23 protein-coding genes and 3 pseudogenes are annotated in these 17,663 nt (G+C 73.6%); 5 read left to right on the forward strand and 21 right to left on the reverse strand.

Going from position 1 to position 17,663, the window contains the following annotated elements; all coding sequences use genetic code 11:
- Positions 1 to 6: 6 nt before the first annotated feature.
- From GVV04_RS04540 to GVV04_RS34300, 4 genes and pseudogenes are all read right to left on the reverse strand, one after another.
- Positions 7 to 1,587, reverse strand: a complete 1,581-nt coding sequence (locus GVV04_RS04540; RefSeq protein ID WP_161684817.1) for an ATP-dependent DNA ligase — start codon at positions 1,585 to 1,587, stop codon at positions 7 to 9.
- Positions 1,588 to 1,717: 130 nt separating this feature from the next.
- Complete coding sequence (locus GVV04_RS04545) at positions 1,718 to 1,924, reverse strand: hypothetical protein (RefSeq protein ID WP_161684819.1); 207 nt, start codon at positions 1,922 to 1,924, stop codon at positions 1,718 to 1,720.
- A gap of 77 nt (positions 1,925 to 2,001) precedes the next feature.
- Complete coding sequence (locus tag GVV04_RS04550; protein ID WP_201753052.1) at positions 2,002 to 3,354, reverse strand: dipeptidase; 1,353 nt, start codon at positions 3,352 to 3,354, stop codon at positions 2,002 to 2,004.
- Positions 3,296 to 4,253, reverse strand: a pseudogene (locus GVV04_RS34300) (uridine kinase family protein). Before GVV04_RS34300 ends, GVV04_RS04550 begins: the two are co-directional and overlap by 59 nt.
- Between GVV04_RS34300 and GVV04_RS04560 the strand changes: the two are divergent.
- Positions 4,188 to 4,589, forward strand: coding sequence for a rhodanese-like domain-containing protein (locus tag GVV04_RS04560; protein WP_161686653.1), 402 nt, complete (start codon positions 4,188 to 4,190; stop codon positions 4,587 to 4,589). The pseudogene GVV04_RS34300 and the gene GVV04_RS04560 sit on opposite strands and share 66 nt — an antisense overlap.
- Positions 4,590 to 4,613: 24 nt before the next feature.
- Here the strand turns inward: GVV04_RS04560 and GVV04_RS04565 are convergent, their stop codons facing one another.
- The 3 genes and pseudogenes from GVV04_RS04565 to GVV04_RS04575 form a co-directional block, all read right to left on the reverse strand.
- Positions 4,614 to 5,675: a hypothetical protein gene (locus GVV04_RS04565; RefSeq protein WP_161684825.1), complete on the reverse strand. Its 1,062-nt coding sequence runs from the start codon at positions 5,673 to 5,675 to the stop codon at positions 4,614 to 4,616.
- A gap of 321 nt (positions 5,676 to 5,996) precedes the next feature.
- Positions 5,997 to 6,965: pseudogene (locus GVV04_RS04570) on the reverse strand (cobalamin biosynthesis protein); the annotation flags it as partial.
- Positions 6,966 to 7,083: 118 nt separating this feature from the next.
- Positions 7,084 to 7,749, reverse strand: a complete 666-nt coding sequence (locus GVV04_RS04575) for a TetR/AcrR family transcriptional regulator (RefSeq protein WP_161684827.1) — start codon at positions 7,747 to 7,749, stop codon at positions 7,084 to 7,086.
- Positions 7,750 to 7,819: 70 nt separating this feature from the next.
- Here GVV04_RS04575 and GVV04_RS04580 point away from each other — a divergent pair, with 70 nt between their 5' ends.
- A complete protein-coding gene (locus tag GVV04_RS04580; protein ID WP_201752957.1) occupies positions 7,820 to 8,695 on the forward strand; it encodes an SDR family oxidoreductase in 876 nt (291 codons plus the stop codon).
- 107 nt (positions 8,696 to 8,802) lie between these two features.
- Here the strand turns inward: GVV04_RS04580 and GVV04_RS04585 are convergent.
- From GVV04_RS04585 to GVV04_RS04595, 3 genes and pseudogenes are all read right to left on the reverse strand, one after another.
- Positions 8,803 to 9,621, reverse strand: a pseudogene (locus GVV04_RS04585) (single-stranded DNA-binding protein); the annotation flags it as partial.
- A gap of 33 nt (positions 9,622 to 9,654) precedes the next feature.
- A complete protein-coding gene (locus tag GVV04_RS04590) occupies positions 9,655 to 10,089 on the reverse strand; it encodes a hypothetical protein (RefSeq protein ID WP_161684829.1) in 435 nt (144 codons plus the stop codon).
- 228 nt (positions 10,090 to 10,317) lie between these two features.
- Positions 10,318 to 10,728 (reverse strand): GntR family transcriptional regulator, encoded by a 411-nt coding sequence (locus GVV04_RS04595; RefSeq protein WP_161684831.1) that lies wholly within the window; start codon positions 10,726 to 10,728, stop codon positions 10,318 to 10,320.
- Between the two features lie 136 nt (positions 10,729 to 10,864).
- Here GVV04_RS04595 and GVV04_RS04600 point away from each other — a divergent pair, with 136 nt between their 5' ends.
- Together GVV04_RS04600 and GVV04_RS04605 are read left to right on the forward strand one after the other, a co-directional pair.
- A complete protein-coding gene (locus tag GVV04_RS04600) occupies positions 10,865 to 11,074 on the forward strand; it encodes a hypothetical protein (protein ID WP_161684833.1) in 210 nt (69 codons plus the stop codon).
- Positions 11,071 to 11,385 carry a hypothetical protein gene (locus tag GVV04_RS04605; RefSeq protein WP_235965715.1) on the forward strand — a complete coding sequence of 105 codons (315 nt, stop codon included), beginning with the start codon at positions 11,071 to 11,073 and terminating at the stop codon, positions 11,383 to 11,385. The genes GVV04_RS04600 and GVV04_RS04605 overlap by 4 nt, the downstream gene beginning before the upstream one ends.
- A gap of 50 nt (positions 11,386 to 11,435) precedes the next feature.
- Here the strand turns inward: GVV04_RS04605 and GVV04_RS04610 are convergent, their stop codons facing one another.
- The 11 genes from GVV04_RS04610 to GVV04_RS04650 all read right to left on the reverse strand — a co-directional run bounded on the left by GVV04_RS04610 (position 11,436) and on the right by GVV04_RS04650 (position 17,316).
- Positions 11,436 to 11,675: a hypothetical protein gene (locus tag GVV04_RS04610; RefSeq protein WP_161684835.1), complete on the reverse strand. Its 240-nt coding sequence runs from the start codon at positions 11,673 to 11,675 to the stop codon at positions 11,436 to 11,438.
- Positions 11,676 to 11,785: 110 nt separating this feature from the next.
- Entirely contained in the window at positions 11,786 to 13,942 is a 2,157-nt protein-coding gene (locus GVV04_RS04615; RefSeq protein ID WP_161684837.1) for an FtsK/SpoIIIE domain-containing protein, read from the reverse strand.
- A gap of 60 nt (positions 13,943 to 14,002) precedes the next feature.
- The gene (locus tag GVV04_RS04620) at positions 14,003 to 14,227 is read right to left on the reverse strand and encodes a hypothetical protein (RefSeq protein WP_161684839.1); all 225 of its coding nucleotides are present in this window, start codon (positions 14,225 to 14,227) and stop codon (positions 14,003 to 14,005) included.
- An 86-nt stretch (positions 14,228 to 14,313) separates the two neighbouring features.
- The gene (locus GVV04_RS32085; RefSeq protein WP_201752958.1) at positions 14,314 to 14,478 is read right to left on the reverse strand and encodes a hypothetical protein; all 165 of its coding nucleotides are present in this window, start codon (positions 14,476 to 14,478) and stop codon (positions 14,314 to 14,316) included.
- A gap of 85 nt (positions 14,479 to 14,563) precedes the next feature.
- Positions 14,564 to 14,734, reverse strand: coding sequence for a hypothetical protein (locus tag GVV04_RS04625; RefSeq protein ID WP_161684841.1), 171 nt, complete (start codon positions 14,732 to 14,734; stop codon positions 14,564 to 14,566).
- Positions 14,734 to 14,892 (reverse strand): hypothetical protein, encoded by a 159-nt coding sequence (locus GVV04_RS32090; RefSeq protein ID WP_201752959.1) that lies wholly within the window; start codon positions 14,890 to 14,892, stop codon positions 14,734 to 14,736. Before GVV04_RS32090 ends, GVV04_RS04625 begins: the two co-directional genes overlap by 1 nt.
- Positions 14,889 to 15,680 (reverse strand): ABC transporter permease, encoded by a 792-nt coding sequence (locus GVV04_RS32830; protein WP_235965753.1) that lies wholly within the window; start codon positions 15,678 to 15,680, stop codon positions 14,889 to 14,891. Before GVV04_RS32830 ends, GVV04_RS32090 begins: the two co-directional genes overlap by 4 nt.
- A gap of 362 nt (positions 15,681 to 16,042) precedes the next feature.
- Positions 16,043 to 16,273, reverse strand: a complete 231-nt coding sequence (locus GVV04_RS04640) for a hypothetical protein (RefSeq protein ID WP_161684843.1) — start codon at positions 16,271 to 16,273, stop codon at positions 16,043 to 16,045.
- On the reverse strand, positions 16,270 to 16,401 hold the full coding sequence (locus tag GVV04_RS33840; protein ID WP_268926234.1) for a hypothetical protein: 132 nt from the start codon (positions 16,399 to 16,401) through the stop codon (positions 16,270 to 16,272). The genes GVV04_RS04640 and GVV04_RS33840 overlap by 4 nt, the downstream gene beginning before the upstream one ends.
- A 1-nt stretch (position 16,402) precedes the next feature.
- A complete protein-coding gene (locus GVV04_RS04645) occupies positions 16,403 to 16,552 on the reverse strand; it encodes a hypothetical protein (RefSeq protein ID WP_161684845.1) in 150 nt (49 codons plus the stop codon).
- 53 nt (positions 16,553 to 16,605) lie between these two features.
- The gene (locus tag GVV04_RS04650; RefSeq protein ID WP_161684847.1) at positions 16,606 to 17,316 is read right to left on the reverse strand and encodes an NUDIX domain-containing protein; all 711 of its coding nucleotides are present in this window, start codon (positions 17,314 to 17,316) and stop codon (positions 16,606 to 16,608) included.
- A 165-nt stretch (positions 17,317 to 17,481) separates the two neighbouring features.
- Between GVV04_RS04650 and GVV04_RS04655 the strand changes: the two genes are divergently transcribed.
- Positions 17,482 to 17,658, forward strand: a complete 177-nt coding sequence (locus GVV04_RS04655; RefSeq protein ID WP_161684849.1) for a hypothetical protein — start codon at positions 17,482 to 17,484, stop codon at positions 17,656 to 17,658.
- The last annotated feature ends 5 nt before the right edge of the window (positions 17,659 to 17,663 follow it).

The raw sequence follows: 17,663 nt of genomic DNA on the forward strand, positions 1-17,663 counted from the left end.
GACCGGTCAGGGGCGGCGACCGGCGTGGATGGCCCGGACCGAGTCGATCGTGTCCGCCTCGGCGGCGGTCTTGTCGCTGCGGTAGCGGACCACGCGGGCGAAGCGCAGCGCCACCCCGCCCGGGTAGCGGGAGCTGGCCTGCACGCCGTCGAAGGCGATCTCCACGACCTGCTCGGGGCGGACCCGGACAACCCAGTCGCCCCGCTCCACGGCGAGGGCGAGGAACCGCTCGGTCTGCCAGCGCAGCACCTCGTCGGTGAGCCCCTTGAACGTCTTGCCGAGCATGACGAACTCGCCGCTGCCCGGGTCCCGCGCGCCGAGGTGCAGGTTCGACAGCCACCCGCTGCGCCGGCCGCTGCCCCACTCCACCGCGAGCACCACCAGGTCGAGGGTGTGCCGGGGTTTCACCTTCACCCAGGCCGCGCCGCGCCGCCCGGCGTCGTAGGGGGCGTCGAGGGACTTGACCACCACCCCCTCCTGGCCGGCGTCCAGGGCTGCGGCGAAGGCAGCCCCGGCCGGCTCCGGGCCGTCGACCTCCACCCGCCCGACCAACAGCGTCGGGTCGACGGCCCCGGCCAGCGCCGCCCACCGCTCCCGGCCGGGCCGGTCGACCAGGTCCTCCCCGTCGAGGTGCAGCAGGTCGAAGAAGTACGGCGTCAGCACCGCCTCGCCGGTGGTCCCGGCGGCGGCGAGGACCGCCGGTGCGACCGGGACGGGGCCGGCGCTGCTCGGCGTGGTGCGGCGGGCGGCCCGGCTGGACGTCTGCTGGAACGGCAGCGGCCGGCCGGTGGCGTCCAGCCCGATCGCCTCGCCGTCGAGCACCAACTCCCGGGCGGGCAACGCCCGGACGGCGGCGACCACCTCGGGCACCCGGGCGGTGATCTCGTCCAGGCTGCGGGTGAAGACGGCGATGTCGGAGCCGGAGCGGTGCACCTGGATGCGGATGCCGTCGAGCTTCACGTCGACCACGGCGGGAACGCCGGTCGCGGCCAGCGCCTCGTCGACCGAGGGGGCGCTCTGCGCCAGCATCGGGGCGAGCGGGCGGCCGACCTGGAGCCCGAAGTCGGCCAGCGCCACAGCGCCGCCGCGCAGGGCGGCCACCGCGACCGCGCGCAGGTCACCGGCGAGCAGCAGGGCCCGGCGGACGGCACCGAGCGGCACGTCGGCGGCCCGGGCGACCGCGTCGGCGAGCAGCCCCGCCTGGGCGCCCTGGCGCAGTTCGCCGCTGAACAGCCCGCGCAGCATGCGCTGCTCGTCGGCGGTGGCCGAGGCGAAGAGGGCGTCGAGCAACGCCCGGCGCCGGGCCTGGGAGCCCGGGCCGCGCACCGCCGCGATCTCGTCGACCGCGGCGTCGACCGCGAGAACGGTCAGGGTCGGCTCGGCGGCCGGCGGCGGCAGGTCGCGCAGGCCGGCCCAACCGACGCCGGTCTGGCGTTGCCGCAGCTCGCCGGCGAGCCAGCCGGCCCCCACCGGAACCTCGGCCGGGTCGAGCGCCTTCAGGGCGGCGACGAGCAGCTCCACCTTGGCCCGCCGGCCGCTGGTGGCGCCCACGGCGGCGGAGGTGGCCGCAAGGTCCAGGAACCGCACGCTCCCATCCTGCCAGCCACCCCCGACACCGCTGGGGATACGCGGCGGACGCCGGAAGTTGCCGCTTCCGGCCGCCCAGCCGCCCCCTACGCCGGGCCGCTCCCCCCAGACCGGCCCGGCGACGACCTGATCAGGCCGGAACGGGTTCCTCGATGCGCAGGCCGCGGGCGCGCACCTCGTCAGCGACCCGGGAGAGCACCGCGTCGAGCGCGACCAGGGCGGTGGAGAGATCACCGATCCGTTCCTTGAGCGTGTCCTCGGGCCACGCGGAGACGTCGACGTCCCCCAGAGCGCTGACGGCGGCCTCAAGCCGGGCCATCACCTCGTTCGTACTCATGTTCGAAAGGCTATAGCAGCCCAACTCCCGACACGCCGAGAACGTCCACCAGAACCGGGGCGTTACCGTTTCGTCACCTAACTCCGGTTCGTGCCGGTGGCGGCCACCTTGGCCAGCAGCAACGCCTCGGCCATGCAGACCCGGGCGAACTCGCCGAGGTGCAGGCTCTCGTTCGGCCCGTGCGCCCGGGCGTGCGGGTCCTCGACGCCGGTCACCAGGATCGCGGCCTGCGGGAACATCTCCTGGAAGGTGGCGATGAACGGGATCGAGCCGCCGATGCCGATGTCCACCGGCTCGGTGCCGTCCCAGGCGGTACGGAAGGCGTCCCGCGCCGCGTCGAACATCGGCCCGGACGCGTCGATGACGCACGGGTCGCCGTCGTGCTCGAACGTCACCGTCACCTGAGCGCCCCACGGCGTGTGCTTGGCGAGGTGCTCCTGGAGCGCCGCGTACGCCCGCTTCCGGTCGTCGCCCGGCGCCAGCCGTACGCTCAGCTTGGCCTTGGCCGCCGGGACCAGGGCGTTCGGGGCCTCGCCGGTGGTCGGGGCGTCGATTCCCAGCACCGCGAGCGCCGGCTTGGTCCACAGCCGGTCGGTGATCCGGCCGGTGCCGATGAGCGACACCCCCTCGGCCAGCCCGGCCTCGACCCGGAACCGGTCCTCCGGGTAGTCGACGGAGGCGCCCTCCCGGGCGGCCAACCCGGCCACGGCCACGTCCCCGGCGTCGTCGTGCAGGGTGGCCAGCAGCCGGGCCAGCGCGGTCAGCGCGTCCGGCACCGGGCCGCCGAACATGCCGCTGTGCACGGCGTGATCCAGGGTGCGGACCTCGACGAAGCAGTTGACGATGCCGCGCAGCGAGGTGGTCAGCGCCGGCACGCCGACCTCCCAGTTGGCGGAGTCGGCGATCACGATCACTTCCGAGGCCAACTCGTCGCGGTGCTCGGCGAGCAGCCGCTCCAGCGAGTCCGAGCCGTACTCCTCCTCGCCCTCGATGAACAGCACCACGCCGACCGGGAGCCGGTCGCCGAACGCGCGCAGCGCCGCGACGTGCGCCATGATTCCCGCCTTGTCGTCGGCGGCCCCCCGCCCGTACAGGCGGCCGGCGCGCTCGACCGGCTCGAACGGGTCGGACTTCCACAGGGACAGGTCGCCGACCGGCTGCACGTCGTGGTGGGCGTAGAGCATCACGGTCGGCGCACCGGGCGGGGCGGCCCTCGTACCGATCACCGCCGGCTGCCCGCCCGAGCGCACGATCCGCACGTCGAGGTCGCAGCCGCGCAGCAACTCCGCCACGGCCTCGGCCGAGCGTTCCACGTGCGAGTGGTCGAAGCCCTCGAAGGCGATGCCGGGGATGCGGACGAGTCGTTCCAGGTCAGCGCGGACGCCGGGCAGTTCCCGCTCGACGGCGGCCCGCACCTCGGCGTCGGACATGATCGGTAAGGTCATGACCGGAATGGTATGCCGGCCTTACCTGCACCGGCCGGCCCCGGCGCCTTACCTGCACCGGCCGGCCCCGGCCCGGAGGCGGACGTACTCCCGGTCGGGATCGTGCGGCACCGCCGGGGCGCCGTCGACCACGAGGTCCACCGCGTCGGCGGTGGGGTCGGCGGCGAAGTGCGCCCGCTCGCCGGCGTGCCAGCGGCGCAGCTCCGGCAGGATTCCCGGCCCGTCCCGGGCCACCGCCCGGGTCAGCCGCCGCTCGGCGGGCGCGGCGACCAGGACCGACAGCGTCAGTTCGGGCCGGACCACGGCCCGCGCCGAGCTGACCCCCTCGACGAGCACCACGGGGGCGGGCGGCACCGGCACCTCGCGGGGCAGGAAGGACCTGCGCACCCAGCTGTACCGCTGGTACCCGCCCGGTCGGCCGGCGCGCAGCGGCGCGAGCACCCCCGCCTCCAGCCGGGGCCAGAAGGTGAGCTGGTCGTCCCAGCCGTCGAGCAGGTCGTCGGTGTGCACCACCGGCGGTCGCCCGCCGCCGGGCAGCGCGGCGAGGGCGTCCGCGAGGCGCGCGGCGAAGACGCTCTTCCCCGCGCCGCTGGGCCCGTCGACCGCCACCAGTCGGGTACGCCCCAACCGCGCCGGCCCGGCCAGCACCCGCCGGCCCAGTTCGGCGTACGTCTCGACGAGCGGAACCACCACGGACCCGACGCTAGCGGTCCGGGGCGCCCCGCCCACGGCGGGTACGTCGTCCGGTCGAACCGAGGCCGTTTCACCGCACGGACCACCCGGGCGGTGGGCATGATCGTGCCGTGCGCCACAACGTGATGAGCCCGGGCGTCGACGCCCTGCTGGAACAGGCCCGCTCCGGGGTCCGCCGGCTGACCCCGCACGAGACCGTCGAGGCGGTACGCCTCGGCGCGCTGCTCGTCGACACCCGAACCGAGCCGCAGCGCCGGGAACAGGGCGAGCTGCCCGGCGCGGTCGTCATCGACCGGACGGTGCTGGAGTGGCGGCTGGACCCGGCCAGCGACTGGCGCGTCCCCGAGGCCACCGGGTACGACCGGGAGATCGTGCTGGTGTGCCGGCAGGGCTACAGCTCCAGCCTGGCCGTGGCCAGCCTGCGGACGCTCGGCCTGCACCGCGCCACCGACATGGTCGGCGGGGTGCAGGCGTGGCGGGAGGCGGGGCTGCCGATGTCCGACCGCCCCGCCGACATCCGTTACTGATCCGCCCGTCGTCAGACGCTGCGGTCAGGCGGGTTCGGCCACCCGGGCCAGCCAGTCGGCGGCCTCGGCCGGGGCGAGGGTCTCCTGCACGGTCAGCGCCGCGGACATCAGCGGGAACCGCCGGATGTTGTTCCAACTCCGCTGGTACGGCGGCGGATCCAGGACCACGACGCGGGCGTCCTCGAAGAGCGGGATGTCCGCCGGGGCGCCCTCGTTCCAGATCCACTTGCCGTGCCCGTCGACCAGGTTGAAGCTGCCGACGACCGTGCCGCCGAACCGGTCCTCGGGGGCGTCGGTGGCCACCGCGACCCAGGACGGGTCGACGGTCAGCCCCTCGATCAGCCCCCGCTCGGCCGGGCCGGCGAGCGCCCCGGCCAGCAGGGTGTGCAGCTGGAAGTTGTCGGCCACGCCGTCGATGGTGACCCGCCAGCCCCGGCCCGTCGCCCGGTGCAGCACGAGCAGCCGCTCGCCGTCGAGCACCCGCAGCAGCCCGAGGACGCACTCCAGGTCGGGCCGCTCGCCGGCCAGCTCCGCCCCGACCGCGAGCAGCCGCTCCCGGTGCGGGAACGTGGCCCGGACGGCGGCGGACTGTTGCAACAGGGCGATCGCGGGCATGGCCCAGGTGCCGGCCGCGTACCAGCCCTGGACCGCGTCGAGGGCGGCCTGCTCGTCGCCGTACGCCTCGGTCAGCACCCCGATCGCCGCGTCCATTGTGCCGGGGTCCTCGGGGTCGGGCAGCGCCTCGTCGCCGCGTACCCGCTGCCACCCGGACCGGAACCGGTGCGCGCCGGCGAGGGCGACGGCGAACCCGTCGGCCACCGGGGCGACCAGCGGGTCGGGGCGGGCGCCCAGCTCGACCAGCGCCCCGCAGAGGACGGAGAACTGGCCCCCTGCCCCGGTGCCGAGCTGCGGCAGCAGCGCCACGCACCGGGGCAGGACCGCGTCCAGTTCCCCGACGGATGCCTGCTGCGCCACCTGCCAGACCCTCGGCACGGCCCTGGTCATGGCGGTGCCGTCGCGCCCGCGTACGGCCGCCTCGACGGCGGCGATCCGGTCCGCCAGCTTCCCCCTGCGGTTGAAGATCATCGGCGCAGCCTAGCGAGCACCCCCGCCCCACACGGCCCGTCCGACGAACCCATCAGCGCCCGGGGCCGCCAGCCAGGCACTGTCCGACATTGTGCGACACGTCACTATCCCCACCACCCCACCCCACCCCACGACCCCGCGCAAACCCCGCCACCCCGCGACCCCGCGCAAATTCAGAGAATGTGTGGCCTTTCGGTGCTCCATGACCACACATTCTCTGAATTTGCACCGCTCGAGAACGGGGGTGGGGGGTGGGGGGCGGCGGACCGCACTCCCTGCGGTATTGCCCAGCGTGGCCGTGAGCCGTGAGTCCCGCCAACCCGCTCTCGCGACCGCGCCGGCCAGTCGACCCACAGTCACCGGGTACGCGGCGGCCACGCCGAGCGCGGCCAGCCCGACCGCGCCGGAGATCCTCGCGGCCCGCTTCAGGTGCCGCGCCTCGGGGCGGGGCCCGTCGCCCAGGTACGGCCGCACCTCCGACCGCCCGAAGTAGATGTTGCGCCCGCCGAGCCGCACGCCGAGCGCCCCGGCCATCGCCGCCTCGCACTGCCCGGCGTTCGGGCTGGGATGGTCGTTGCGGTCCCGCAGCCAGACCCGCCACGCCCGGCCCCGGTCGCCGTGCGCGGTCGGGGCGACCGCGATCGTGAGCAGCCCGGTCAGCCGGGCCGGAACGATGTTGAGCACGTCGTCGAGGCGGGCCGCCGGGGTGCCGAACCGGGCGTACCGGGGCGACCGGTGACCGACCATCGCGTCGAGGGTGTTGGCCGCGCGGTAGCCGAGCAGGCCGGGCAGGCCGGCGACCGCCCCCCACAGCAGCGGCGCCACCACCGCGTCGGAGGTGTTCTCGGCGACCGACTCGACGGTGGCGCGGGCCAGCTCCGCCTCGTCGAGCGTCGACGGGTCCCGCCCGCACAGGTGCCCCAGGCGGCGGCGGGCCGTCGGCAGGTCCCCGCCGCGCAGCGCCCGGCCCATCACCTTCGACTCGTGGCGCAGGGTGCGCCCGCCGAGCACGGTCCAGGTGGCGGCGGCCATCAGCACGGCCCGGCCGACCGGCCGGTGCCGGGTGGCCACCGTCGCCGCCGCACCGACCAGCACCGGCACACCGACGGCGAGCGCGGTGAACACCACACCAGCGGTACGGTCCGGCCGGTACACGCGCTGTTCCAGCGCCCCGGCAGCCCGGCCGAACCCGGCCACGGGATGCCACCGCCGGGGGTCGCCGAGGAGGGAGTCCAGGGCGTACCCCACCACCAGACCTGCCGCGTTGGCCACGGCGACCGACTGCCGCACTCGCTACCACCTCCGGCCGGCCAGCCTAGCCGCGGTGGTTGACGCCGACCCCGCGCTGGTCGGATTTCCCACCCGGAAGCGACTCCCGGACGGGGTTACGACGCCTCCGACGGCGGACCTATGTCGCTCCCCGGGTAACGCCTTCGGAGGCCGCGCCGAGGTCACTGGCAGCGACCGGCACACCTGGCAGCGGTGCCGCCGACGGTGCGGCGAGGCCGTCGAGCGTCAGTTCCAGGTATCGGGCAGGCAGCGACCGTCCCAGGTGGACGGGGAGTTCGGGCAGGTGGCAGGTGAGCAGGCTGATCAGCAGGATCAGGTCGCCGGTGCCGACGTCCGGCCGCAGGGCACCATCGGCCTGTGCCGCGTGGACCAGCTCGTCCACCTGCGCGATCCAGTGCAGTCGGGCCTGTGACAGGTCGGGGTCGGCGATGAACGCGTCCGGCAGCGCGACCTTCAACGCTGCGGACAGCGCGCCCAACTGCGGCTCGGCGAACCGCCGGACCAGTCGACGCAGCGCCCGCCACGCGTCGGGCTCCTCGTCCGCGGCGGCCCGGGTCAGCGTGGCCAGCCGCTCGATGTAGTCGGTGGCCACCGCGCGAACGAGTTCGTCCCGCTCCGGAAACCGCCGGTAGAGGGTGCCCACGCCCACCTGTGCGCGGCGGGCGATCTCCTCCATCGGCACGCCCGCGCCAGCCTCGGCGAAGAGTTCACGAGCGGCCGCCACGATCCGTTCCCGGTTGCGGCGGGCGTCCGCGCGCAGCGGGGGGGCGTCGGAGGTTGTCACATCGCCGAGAATAACTGGACGATTGTCTTCCGGTACGTTACCGTCGTAAGCGGAAGCTGATCATCCGTTTGTGGAGGTCGACGTGATCCTCGTCTCCGGTGCCACCGGCCTCATCGGCCGTCACCTGCTCCGCCAGCTCGGCGAGGCCGGCACGCCGGCCCGAGCGTTCGTCCGCGACCCCGCCCGGGGCGAGGCGCTGGGCTGCGAATTCGTGGTCGGCGACTTCGACCGGCCGGACAGCGTCGCGGCGGCCCTCGCCGGCGTCGACCGCCTCTTCCTCAACACGAGCGCCGGCCCGTCCCTGGTGCGCCAGCAGACCGACGCGATCGACGCCGCCCGCGCCGCCGGTGTCCGCCAGATCGTCAAGGTGTCGGTGCAGGACGCGGCGCCGACGGCCGGGCTCGCCCGCGGCTGGCACGGCGAGATCGAGGAACACCTCAGGAGGTCGGGCGTCCCGTGGGCAGTGCTCAGGCCCAACGGTTTCATGCAGAACTTCCTCGGCGACGCGGCCGACATCGCCGAGGGCGGGCAGTTCTTCGGCGCGTACGGCGACGGCGCGATCGCCCATGTCGACTGCCGGGACATCGCCGGATGCGCGGCGGCGCTGCTGACCCGACCGATCGGTGACGACGAGACGTTCGTGCTGACCGGGCCGGAAGGACTGACCCACGACGACATCGCCGCCCGGTTCTCGGCCACGCTCGGCCGCCACATCCGCTATGTCGACCTGACGCCCGAGGCCATGTCGGGCCGCCTGATCGACCGCTACGGCCTGCCTGCGGGCATGGCGACGGAGGCTGTCGAGACGATGGCCTACCTGGCGTCCGGCGCCTGGGGCAGCCCGACCACCGCCGTAGCGGATCTCACCGGACGCGCACCGCACACGTTCGATGACTTCCTCGCCGACCACATCGACGCGTTCCGGCCGCCCGTCACCGGCAACTGATCAGCTCCAGCAACGATCCGTCGGGATCGCGGAAGTGGCGGCGGATCGGGGCGGACGACGCTCGACGGGCTGCCCCGTGCCAGCCCGTCGAGCGCCTCGGCCGATCGTCAGGCGGGCACCGGGACCCGTCCACGGCCCCGCCTGCCCCGGCGGTCGGGGGTCACCCCGTCCGGCTCCCCGCCGGACGGTTCCGGGTCGCCCGGACCGCCCTGGGCCGACAGGCCGACCTCACCGGCCCGGGCGACCTCGCCGGAGGGTCCCTCGCCGTCAGGCAGTGGGGACAGGTCGTCCCCGCCGTCGACGCCCGGCTCCGTCAGCTCGTCGTCGGCAGGGTCGGCCCGGTCGTCGAAGGGGTCTCCCGCCAGGTCCTCGAAGTCGGGGCTGCCGGCCAGGCCCCGCCCGGCACGCGGGGCGTCGAACGAGCCCCGGGCCTGGTCGAAGCCGCCCGGCTCGAAGTCCTCGTCGAAGGGGCGGTCGGCCGGCGAGACGGGCGCCTGCCCCTGCGGGACCCGCTCGGTCGGCTCCCCGTGCACCCGGGTCTCCGCCTCGGCGTCCTCGACCGTGCTGGTGGCCATGGTCGGCCGGTTGCGCAGGAACCGCCCCCGCCCCCGGGCCAGGTCGTGCCCGACCGCGACCGCCTCCAGCTCGTAGAGGGTGCGGTGGTTGCCGGCCTCGTCGGTCCAGTCCCGGGTGTAGAGGCGGCCGGCCACCACGACCGGATCGCCGACCATCACCGAGGAGGCGACCCCCTCGGCCAGCTTGCGCCAGCAGTTGACGCGGACCCGAAGGCTGTTGCCGTCGACCCACCGGCCGCTGTCCCGGTCGAGCCGACGGGCGGTGGAGGCGACCTTGAAGTTGGCCACCAGGGTGTTGCTCTGGGCGGTGCGCCGCCATTCCGGCGCGGTCAGAACATTACCGACAAGCGTGGGAGATCACAAAGCTCTAATATCTCTCCGTGTTCAGTCGTCGGTTCCGTTGAGCAGGCGGAGGCTGATGCGCCGGACGGCGGCGGCGCTCTCCGGGTCGAGGTTCGCGTCCTGGCTGGCGAGCTGGAGTCGCAGCGCGTCGGCGATGACGATGACCTCGTCGTGCCGGCGGGCGGCGCGCTTCTCGGCGTGGTAGCTGGCGATCGCCTGGAGGCACCCGATGGCCGGGATGACGGCGAAGGATACGAGCACGGCGTGGGTGTAGGTGGCGGGGTCGCCGCCGTGGCTGCCCAGATTGAAGGCGAGGACGAGCCAGAGGAGCATGGCCAGCGCGCCGGCGGCGATGACGAGGCTGAGGTGGATCGGGCCTGGGCCGTAGCGTTGACGCTGGCGCCGCTCTTCGTCTTCGGTGTCGCGCTGTCGGGCGATCGCGAGCCGGATCGTGGTGCGGCGATGGGGGTCGTCCATGGTTCCTCCCCGTGGGAATTGCGTGAAGTGAGATTTCTACTCTCCGTCGATGCAAGTTGCACGAAGAAAGATTCGGCAAAGAGACGTTGCTCTATTTGCATTTCTTCGGATTGCGCGACTTGCCCCGGTTCCGCGCCCCTGTCCGGCCGGAATCTGTCGCGTCATCTGCCAACTACGGCGAGTCAGGATAAGCGGACGTAGGGGACTAACAGCGCCCAAGATCGCCGATCACGCCGTGGTCAGGTCGGTCCGGTCACCCACGTACGTGCCACGTAGCCGGCCGCCCAGCCACACGTCGGCCACCGGCACCACGCTGCCGGCCTCGATGCCGTGCTCCGCCCGCTCCGCCTCGGTGGGCATTCGGAACCGAATCAGCGCACCCCGCGGCACCCGGATTACCTGGCGGTCCTGCTGCTCTGCCACCCGCGTACCGTATCCGCGCTCGGTGATGACGAGCCCCTCGCGTCGCAGGACGTCGAGGGCCGAGCGGACCGTCTGCCGGCCGAGACCGTGCTCCTGGGCCAGCCGGCCCTCGTACGGCAGCAGCTGGCCGGGCCGGATGCGGCCCGTGGCGATGTCCGCGCGCAGCAGGTCGGCGAGCTGCTGATAGGCAGGGTCCCGAGAGGACCGGTTGATCACGGTCGGGACGGTACGGACACGCCGGTACATGTACGGATACGGGGCTCCGCGCATATGCGTATATGGTCGGTGACCTGGGTGGGGCTGCACCCCCGTGCTGCTCCGCCCGGCAATCCTCCCCCGCGATGGAGGCACCATGGATGAGCGTCCGCACACCGGCCCGCTGCCGGGCGCGACCCCGGTCCAGGGCGGCCCGCCCCCGGTGCCTGACGGCCTGGGCGTCCCGCAGCCGCCTACCGCCCCGCCCGCGCCGGCCCTGACCCGCCGGCAGTACCTGATCGGCTGGCTGTGCGCCGCCCTGGTCCTGGTGCTCCTCGCCGCCGGCATCGCCGGGCTGCTGCCGTGACCGTCGGGCATCCGGCCGGCGCCGCACCGGGGGACCTCCGCCCCGGCACGGTGCTCCGGATCGACGCCTGCGCCTCCGTGCAGTTCGCCGGGGACCGCGCCCTCACCTTCCGGCTGGTGTCGGTGTCCGACCAGCCGACGTACCACGGCTGGATCTGGCTGACCGGCTACGTGCTCGGGCCGTCCAGTGAGGCGACCGCCCGGCGGGAGGTGTACGCGCGGACGGCCGGGCTGCACGTACAGCGGCCGGCGCCGGCGGTGGTCCGGACGCAGCCGCGGCGTGCGGTGACGCCGGTGCGTGTGAGGGCCTGACCCTGGACGCACGACCGCCCCCGACCAGCGTCGGGGGCGGCTTGTTGCGGTCAGTGGGCGTCTCGGTGCTTCTGGCGCATCCGGTCCCAGACGCGGCGGCCCATCCGCCACCGCTTCCCCGTGGATTTGCACCACCAGCAGCGGCGCGAGTGCTTCGGGTTCGACTTCGACCGGTGCACCCCCTGCCCGTTGCAGCACCAGCAGTCGGCGAGCGGGAACAGGGTGAGCCTGACCGCCCACGTCAGGGCGAGGATCAGGGCGATAGCGGCAGCGGTCAACGTGCCTCTCACAGCGCCTCCAGGGGGCCGTTTCGGGGGTTCCGGCGGTGGGTGGGTCTAGCGGCTACTTCCCTGCTCAGCACCCCTAGGGGAGGGGCTAGCACTAGCCCTAGCAGGGGCTATCAGTCCTCGACCTCAGCGAGGTCCGTGGAGGTGATCGTCTCGGCGGTTTTCTCAGCGATCCGGTCCTCCAGGGCGGCCAGTTTCACGCCCGCCCGGGTGGCCCGCTTCGTCGAGCTGGAGTCGATCCGTCGGTTCAGCGACTCGGTCTGCACGCCCGCCCGGGCCATCCACGCACCGAACACCTCGACGGTCAGATCCCCGTACGCGTCGGCGTCGAGCTGTTGGAGCCGGGGCACGATCAGCTCCGACCAGATGGCGTCCTCACCCTCGAACCACACCTGCCGCACGTCGGCGAGCAGGTTTCGCAGGGCGATACGCGGCACCTCGACGGGCTGCTCGCCGTGGCGCATCTCCAGGGCCCGCTTCACCACCTGGGCGGCGGCCGGATTGTCGACGTACGACGACCGGCGGGGCCGGATGGGTCCGTCACCCGCGTGGTACCCCCACCCGGAATCCTTCGGGCCGGTGGAGTCGCCCGGCTCGAACTCGGTGGGCCGGGCGCCGGCGGCGTACGCGCCGGTGCCCAGCACCAGGTTGACCTCGACGTGGGAGGTGACCGCGAGGCAGGTGCGCAGGGCGATGTTGCTGCTGATGCCCTTCGGGATGGACTCCTTGTCGATGCGCTGCGAGGCGAGGATCAGGTGGATGCCCAGCGCGCGGCCCCGCTTGACGATGGACGTGAGTAGGAACTTCGCCCGCTTGCCGTGCTTCGGGTCGGTGATCAGTTCCTGGATCTCGTCGAAGAACGGGACCAGGGGCCGCAGCCGGGCGTCGTGCTCGGCCATCCTCCGGTTGACCTTGTTGGCGGTGTTCATGCCCTGAGCTGCGTACTTGCGGACCAGAGGGGCTCGCTCGTCGCATTCGGTCAGCAGCCATTCCAGGGCGGCCATCGCTGCGGCTTTGGTGCCCTCGTCGGCACCGGACCCGTAGAGGCCGGTGGGGCAAAGCGGCTCGAAGCAGTCGAGGTCGCCGCTGCCCTTCAGGTCGAACGTCAGCGGCACGACCAGCGGGTCCAGGACGGCGGCGAGCAGCACCACCCGGGCGGCGAGGGTCTTCCCGGATCCGGGGATGCCCCCGAACAGGGAGTTCTTCTCGGCGAGGGAGTAGTAGACCGGGCGCATCCGCTCGTCGTGGCCGTAGACGAACTTGTCGGCGAAGTAGTCGAAGCCGCCGTCCTCCAGCAGCGGCCACGGCGGGGCCTTCATGCTGCTCACGGGCTTGTGGGCGATCCAAATGGACAGCACCCCCGGGTGCTCGGCGGGGACGGTCGACGGCCACACCTGCGTCTTCGGCAGGCGAAAGCCGGACGCCAGCCGCTCCCGCTCGTCGATGACGTCGGTGGCGAGTACGCCGGGGGGCAGCAGGACCAGGGCCTCATGGCCGGGGCCGGCCAGGGCGATGTCGTGGATGAACTTGATGTCCTTCGGGTCCTTGATGCCCTTGATGTTGCAGGCCAGGATCGCCTGCCTGGTCAGGGTGGCGGTGAGGCGGATGAACCGGTCGGCGGTGAACACCCGGTCGAGGATCGGCGCGTCGAGCGGCCGGCCGACGTAGGCGAGCACCGGCATTAGGACGGCGGAGGCGAGGGCCTGCCCCCACCACGGGGCCACGAGGACCAGCAGCCCCGCCAGGACGACGAGGAGCAGGAACCCGGGGACGGCCGCCCAGAGCCGGCCACCGACTCGGCGGTCGCGCTGCTTGGACAGGGCCAGGTAGTCGCCGACGTTCTTGCGGGTGGCGGCGTCCTGGCGGATGCCGAAGCCCTCCATGTCGAACGTCCAGCCGATTGCTTTCCCCGACAGCCGGACTGCACCCCAGGGCGCGAATATGGCGGCCTTGGCCAGGTACTTCGGGGACCGGGTCACGTGGTAGGCGAGGGTGTAGCCGGCGAACGTAACCGCCCACTGCGCCATGGCGTGCCGCCCGGCTTGGGACCGCAGCGACGCGGGGACGATGGGCTTGCGCGGGCCGCTGTACCGGGACGTGACGTCGGCGAAGGTGCCGACGTGTTGGCGCGGCGGGTCGACGGGCCGCCCGGTGTCCTGGCCGACCTCGACGGCGACCTGCTCGCCGCGCGGCTCGTAGAACTGCGGCTCGTCCTGCCGGGGGGCGGGGATGATCGGCTCCAGGTCGTCGCGCTGGATCTGGTCGGTCATGGTCTTCCTCACTCGCTGGGGATGCGGGGCCGGCCGGACGGTGGCCGGGCCCCGTGCTGGTCAGTAGCCGTGCCGCCGCAGGGCGTTGACCGCAGCGGCCTGCTCCGCGGGGGGTGCCTGGCGCAGCGCCCGCTCGAAGCGGACCTTGGCCGCGTCGAACTCGGGGCTGTCGATGTCACGGTCAGCGGCGTCCGTCTCGGCCATCCCGAGCTTGACCAGGTTCATGACCGTGCGGCGGTCGGCGGCCGGGGCGGGAGGCGGGGGCTTCTTGCCGAACAGACCCATCTCGATGTCCTCTCGTCGTGCCGTCCAGGTGGTCTGGCGGCCTCCGCGCGGGCACCCGGTGATGGGCGGGTGCCCGACGGGGGCGGTCAGCGGCGGTACCAGGGGACGTTCTTCTCGGCGGCGATGACGGCCCGGTTGGCGGCCAGGTACTCGTCGTTCACGTCCTTGGTCTTGCTGCTGACCTGCTCCAGGTGCCGCCGGGCGGCCTGGTGCTGCTGGATGGCGGCGCGCTTCTCGTCCTTGCTGGGCATGTGCTTCTCCGCTCTGTCGTGGCTGCCAGGTGGTCTGGCCGCTCCCGCGTGTCGCCGGGTGATGAGCCGGCGGCCACGGGGGCGGTCAGCGGTTGCGCTTGGCGCAGGCCGGGCAGGTCACCGTGGTGCCGGCGGCCAGCTCCGGCTCACCGGTCAGGTCCACCCCGCACAGGGCGGTCAGGCCTGGTCTGCGCTCGTTGAGCACGTGCACGGCGGCGGACGCGGCCGGCGGCTTACGGTTTCCGAACAGGCCCATCAGCTCTGCCCTGCCTTCCGCTGCTGCTCGGCGGACGCCTTGCGCTGCCGGATCGCGGCGACGGTGAACATCTGCGGGTTGGCTGCCACCGCCCGGCGGGACAGGTCGGCGTACTGCCGGTCGGTGATGGTGTTCGGGACCTCGGGCGGCTTGCTCATCGGGCGTCCTCACGGACCAGGTGGGCCAGGGCGGCGCCCATGCCGAGCACGGCTACGGGCAGACACGCCACGGCGGTGGTGATCTGCCATGGGGCCGAGGTGACGCCGGCGGCGACGAGCAGGTGGTAGGCGACCTGTCCGAGCGCGCCGACGACAAGCGACCCGATGGCCGACCAGCGGGCGAACCGGAGTGCCCGGGGCGGCACCCGCCCGGACAGCCACACGTAGAGCGCGAACGCGCCGTACGTCTCGACGCCGATCGGGAGGGTGATCGCGCTGTCGATGGTCGCCCAGGACCCGGGCTTGACGATGCCGGGCAGCAGGTCGACCATGCCGAACCCGGTGAGCTTGCCGAGTCCGACCCAGCCGGACCAGACGGCGACGAACGCGGGCGCGGCGAGCAGGATCACCGGCCAGGCGACGGCCCGCCGACGGGGCGCGGGCGGGGTGGCCGTACCCGGGTGACCGACCGGCGTGACCTCGGGCGACGCATCGGCGGCCGGGAGGGCCGTGACGGGTTCCGGGGCGGGGTCGACTGCGGCCCGTACCCGGGTGTCCGCCGGGGTCAGCACCTCAGCCGGGGCGACGTCGACGGCCAGCGAGACCGGCGCGGCGGCGGGCTCCGGGGGCGCGACCGGGGCGGGTTCGGTCGGCTCGGACACCCGGGTCTGCGCCGGCTCGGCGGCGGGTCCGAGGGGCACGTCGACCGGGTCCGGGTGGATACCGAACCCCGCCAGCCGGCCGGCCTGCCTGGACTTCTCCAGCTCCCCGTGGAGGTGCTCCCGCATCCGCTCGTGCCGCTCAGCGGCGGGGTCCGGGCCGACCGGCTCGGCGTAGTCCCACGGGTCACCAGCACCGGTGACCACGGCGTGCACCCGCTCGGCCTGCTCGCCGTCGATGCCGAAGGCGTCGGCCACCTGGTCGACCGTGGCCGCCGCGAGCACGTCCTGGTCCAGGCCGAGCGCGTCACGTACCTGTTCCCGGGCCAGCAGGTCGCGCAGCTCATCGGCCTTCGGCGCACCGATCCGGAACTCGCGCATCAGCCGGTTTCGCGACGGCACCTCGCCCAGCTCGGCAGCCAGGGTCCGGGCCAGGGGCAGCAGCTCGTTGACGGGCTGCGGGTACTTCACACCGTTCACGGTGGGGGCGGTCATCGGGTCAGCTCCTTCGGGGCCATGCGCAGCGCGGTGCGCTGCCGGGTGCGGAGGATGGCGAGCTGGGCCGCACGCTCGGCGGCGGCCTGCTCGGCGCGGCGGGCGGCGTAGTACGCCTCGGCGGCGGCCGGGTCGCCGTGGCCGTGGACTAGGGCTCGGGCGACCAGGAACACGGCGGTCGGGGTGCCGAGGCCCCCACTGAGGATCAGGAGCAGGTGGTCGTTCATCGGCGGACCTCCCGGGGCTTGCTGGCGTCACGGAGCACCGTCGCCGCGGCGGCGTCGGTGTCCTGCGTCGGGCGTTTGGTCGTCCAGTCGTAGGGCGGCAGGTTGCCGCTGGTCGGGTCGGTGGCCATGTCAGGACCTCGTGATCGGGACGCACATGCCGGCCGCGCCGAGGTTCGGGGCGCAGGGCTGCGTCACGTGGTTGGTGTAGGCGGCTAGGCCGGCGGCGAGCGCGCACGCGGCGACGGTCAGCCGGACCCAGCGGTCGATGCGGGCACCCATGACGGGCACCTCCTCAGGTGAGGGGTGAGCGGGGAAGCGAGGGGGGAGGTACGTCAGCCGAGGACGTCGGCGAGCAGCGCGCGGTGGGCGGCGAAGACCTGCCGGCCGTAGATGTCGCTCAGGTGCCCGGTGAGGGCCTCGTACGAGTCGGCGCTGATCCAGCAGGCCCGAAGCGCGTCGTCAGCGGCGGTCAGCACCGGCAGGCAGAGCACGCCGCCGTCGATGACGCCCAGGTCGACGCGGGCCGGGGTGGTGACCATCCACGCCTCGTCCGAGGCGCGCGGGTCCGGCACGTAGCGGGCCGGCATCGGCTGCCACATCACCCCGTCGTCGGGGTACAGCAGCAGACCGGTCTCCTCACCCAGCTCCCGAATCGCGGCGGCGGCCGGCGTCTCGCCCGGCTCGACGTAGCCACCGGGGATCGCCCACCCGTGGCCGTCCGACCGCTCGACCATGACGATCCAGCGGTGACCGCCAGCGGTGGCGGTGACGATCGCGTCGGCGCACTGCTGCTCACCCCAGTGGCCGAGCTGGTTGCGGCCGTACCGGATGCCGGTCGTCGGCGCGGGGGCGACCGGACGGCCGTCGACCACGCGGAACGGGATCGCGGCGGCGGCCTGGCGCTTCGCCCAGTCGATGCGGCCCGGGTCCATCTCCGGGTCCGCCCAGGACGCGCTGGTGGCGATGCCGTCCAGGACGGACGGGTCGGTGTACTCGTAGCCGGGCTGCGCGCCCGGGGCGTCGTGGTGGAAGATGCGGGTCATGGTCGACTCCAGTCAGTCGTCCTAGGCCCTCGACCGGCGCTCGAATCGCTGGTCGGGGGCTGCCCCGTCTCCGGGGCTTGTGGGTGTTATGACACCCACCGTACAGTGGGTGTTATGACACCCGCAAGCCCCAATCCCCCGCGCCGTTATGACACCCTTCCGACCGTGAGCAAGGGGACATCACTCCAGAGCTTCCGCGTGGCCAGCGACCTATGGCGACAGTTCGCTGAGCGCACGAAGCTCGCCGGCACGAACCGGTCTGAGGTGCTCCGCCGCTTCATTGCTTGGTACCTGCGGGAGCCCGACGCCGAGCTGCCGGAGCGTCCCGAGCCTCCCGCCTGACCCCA

It is taken from the genome of Micromonospora rubida (genome assembly GCF_009908295.1).
Lineage (GTDB): Bacteria > Actinomycetota > Actinomycetes > Mycobacteriales > Micromonosporaceae > Micromonospora > Micromonospora rubida.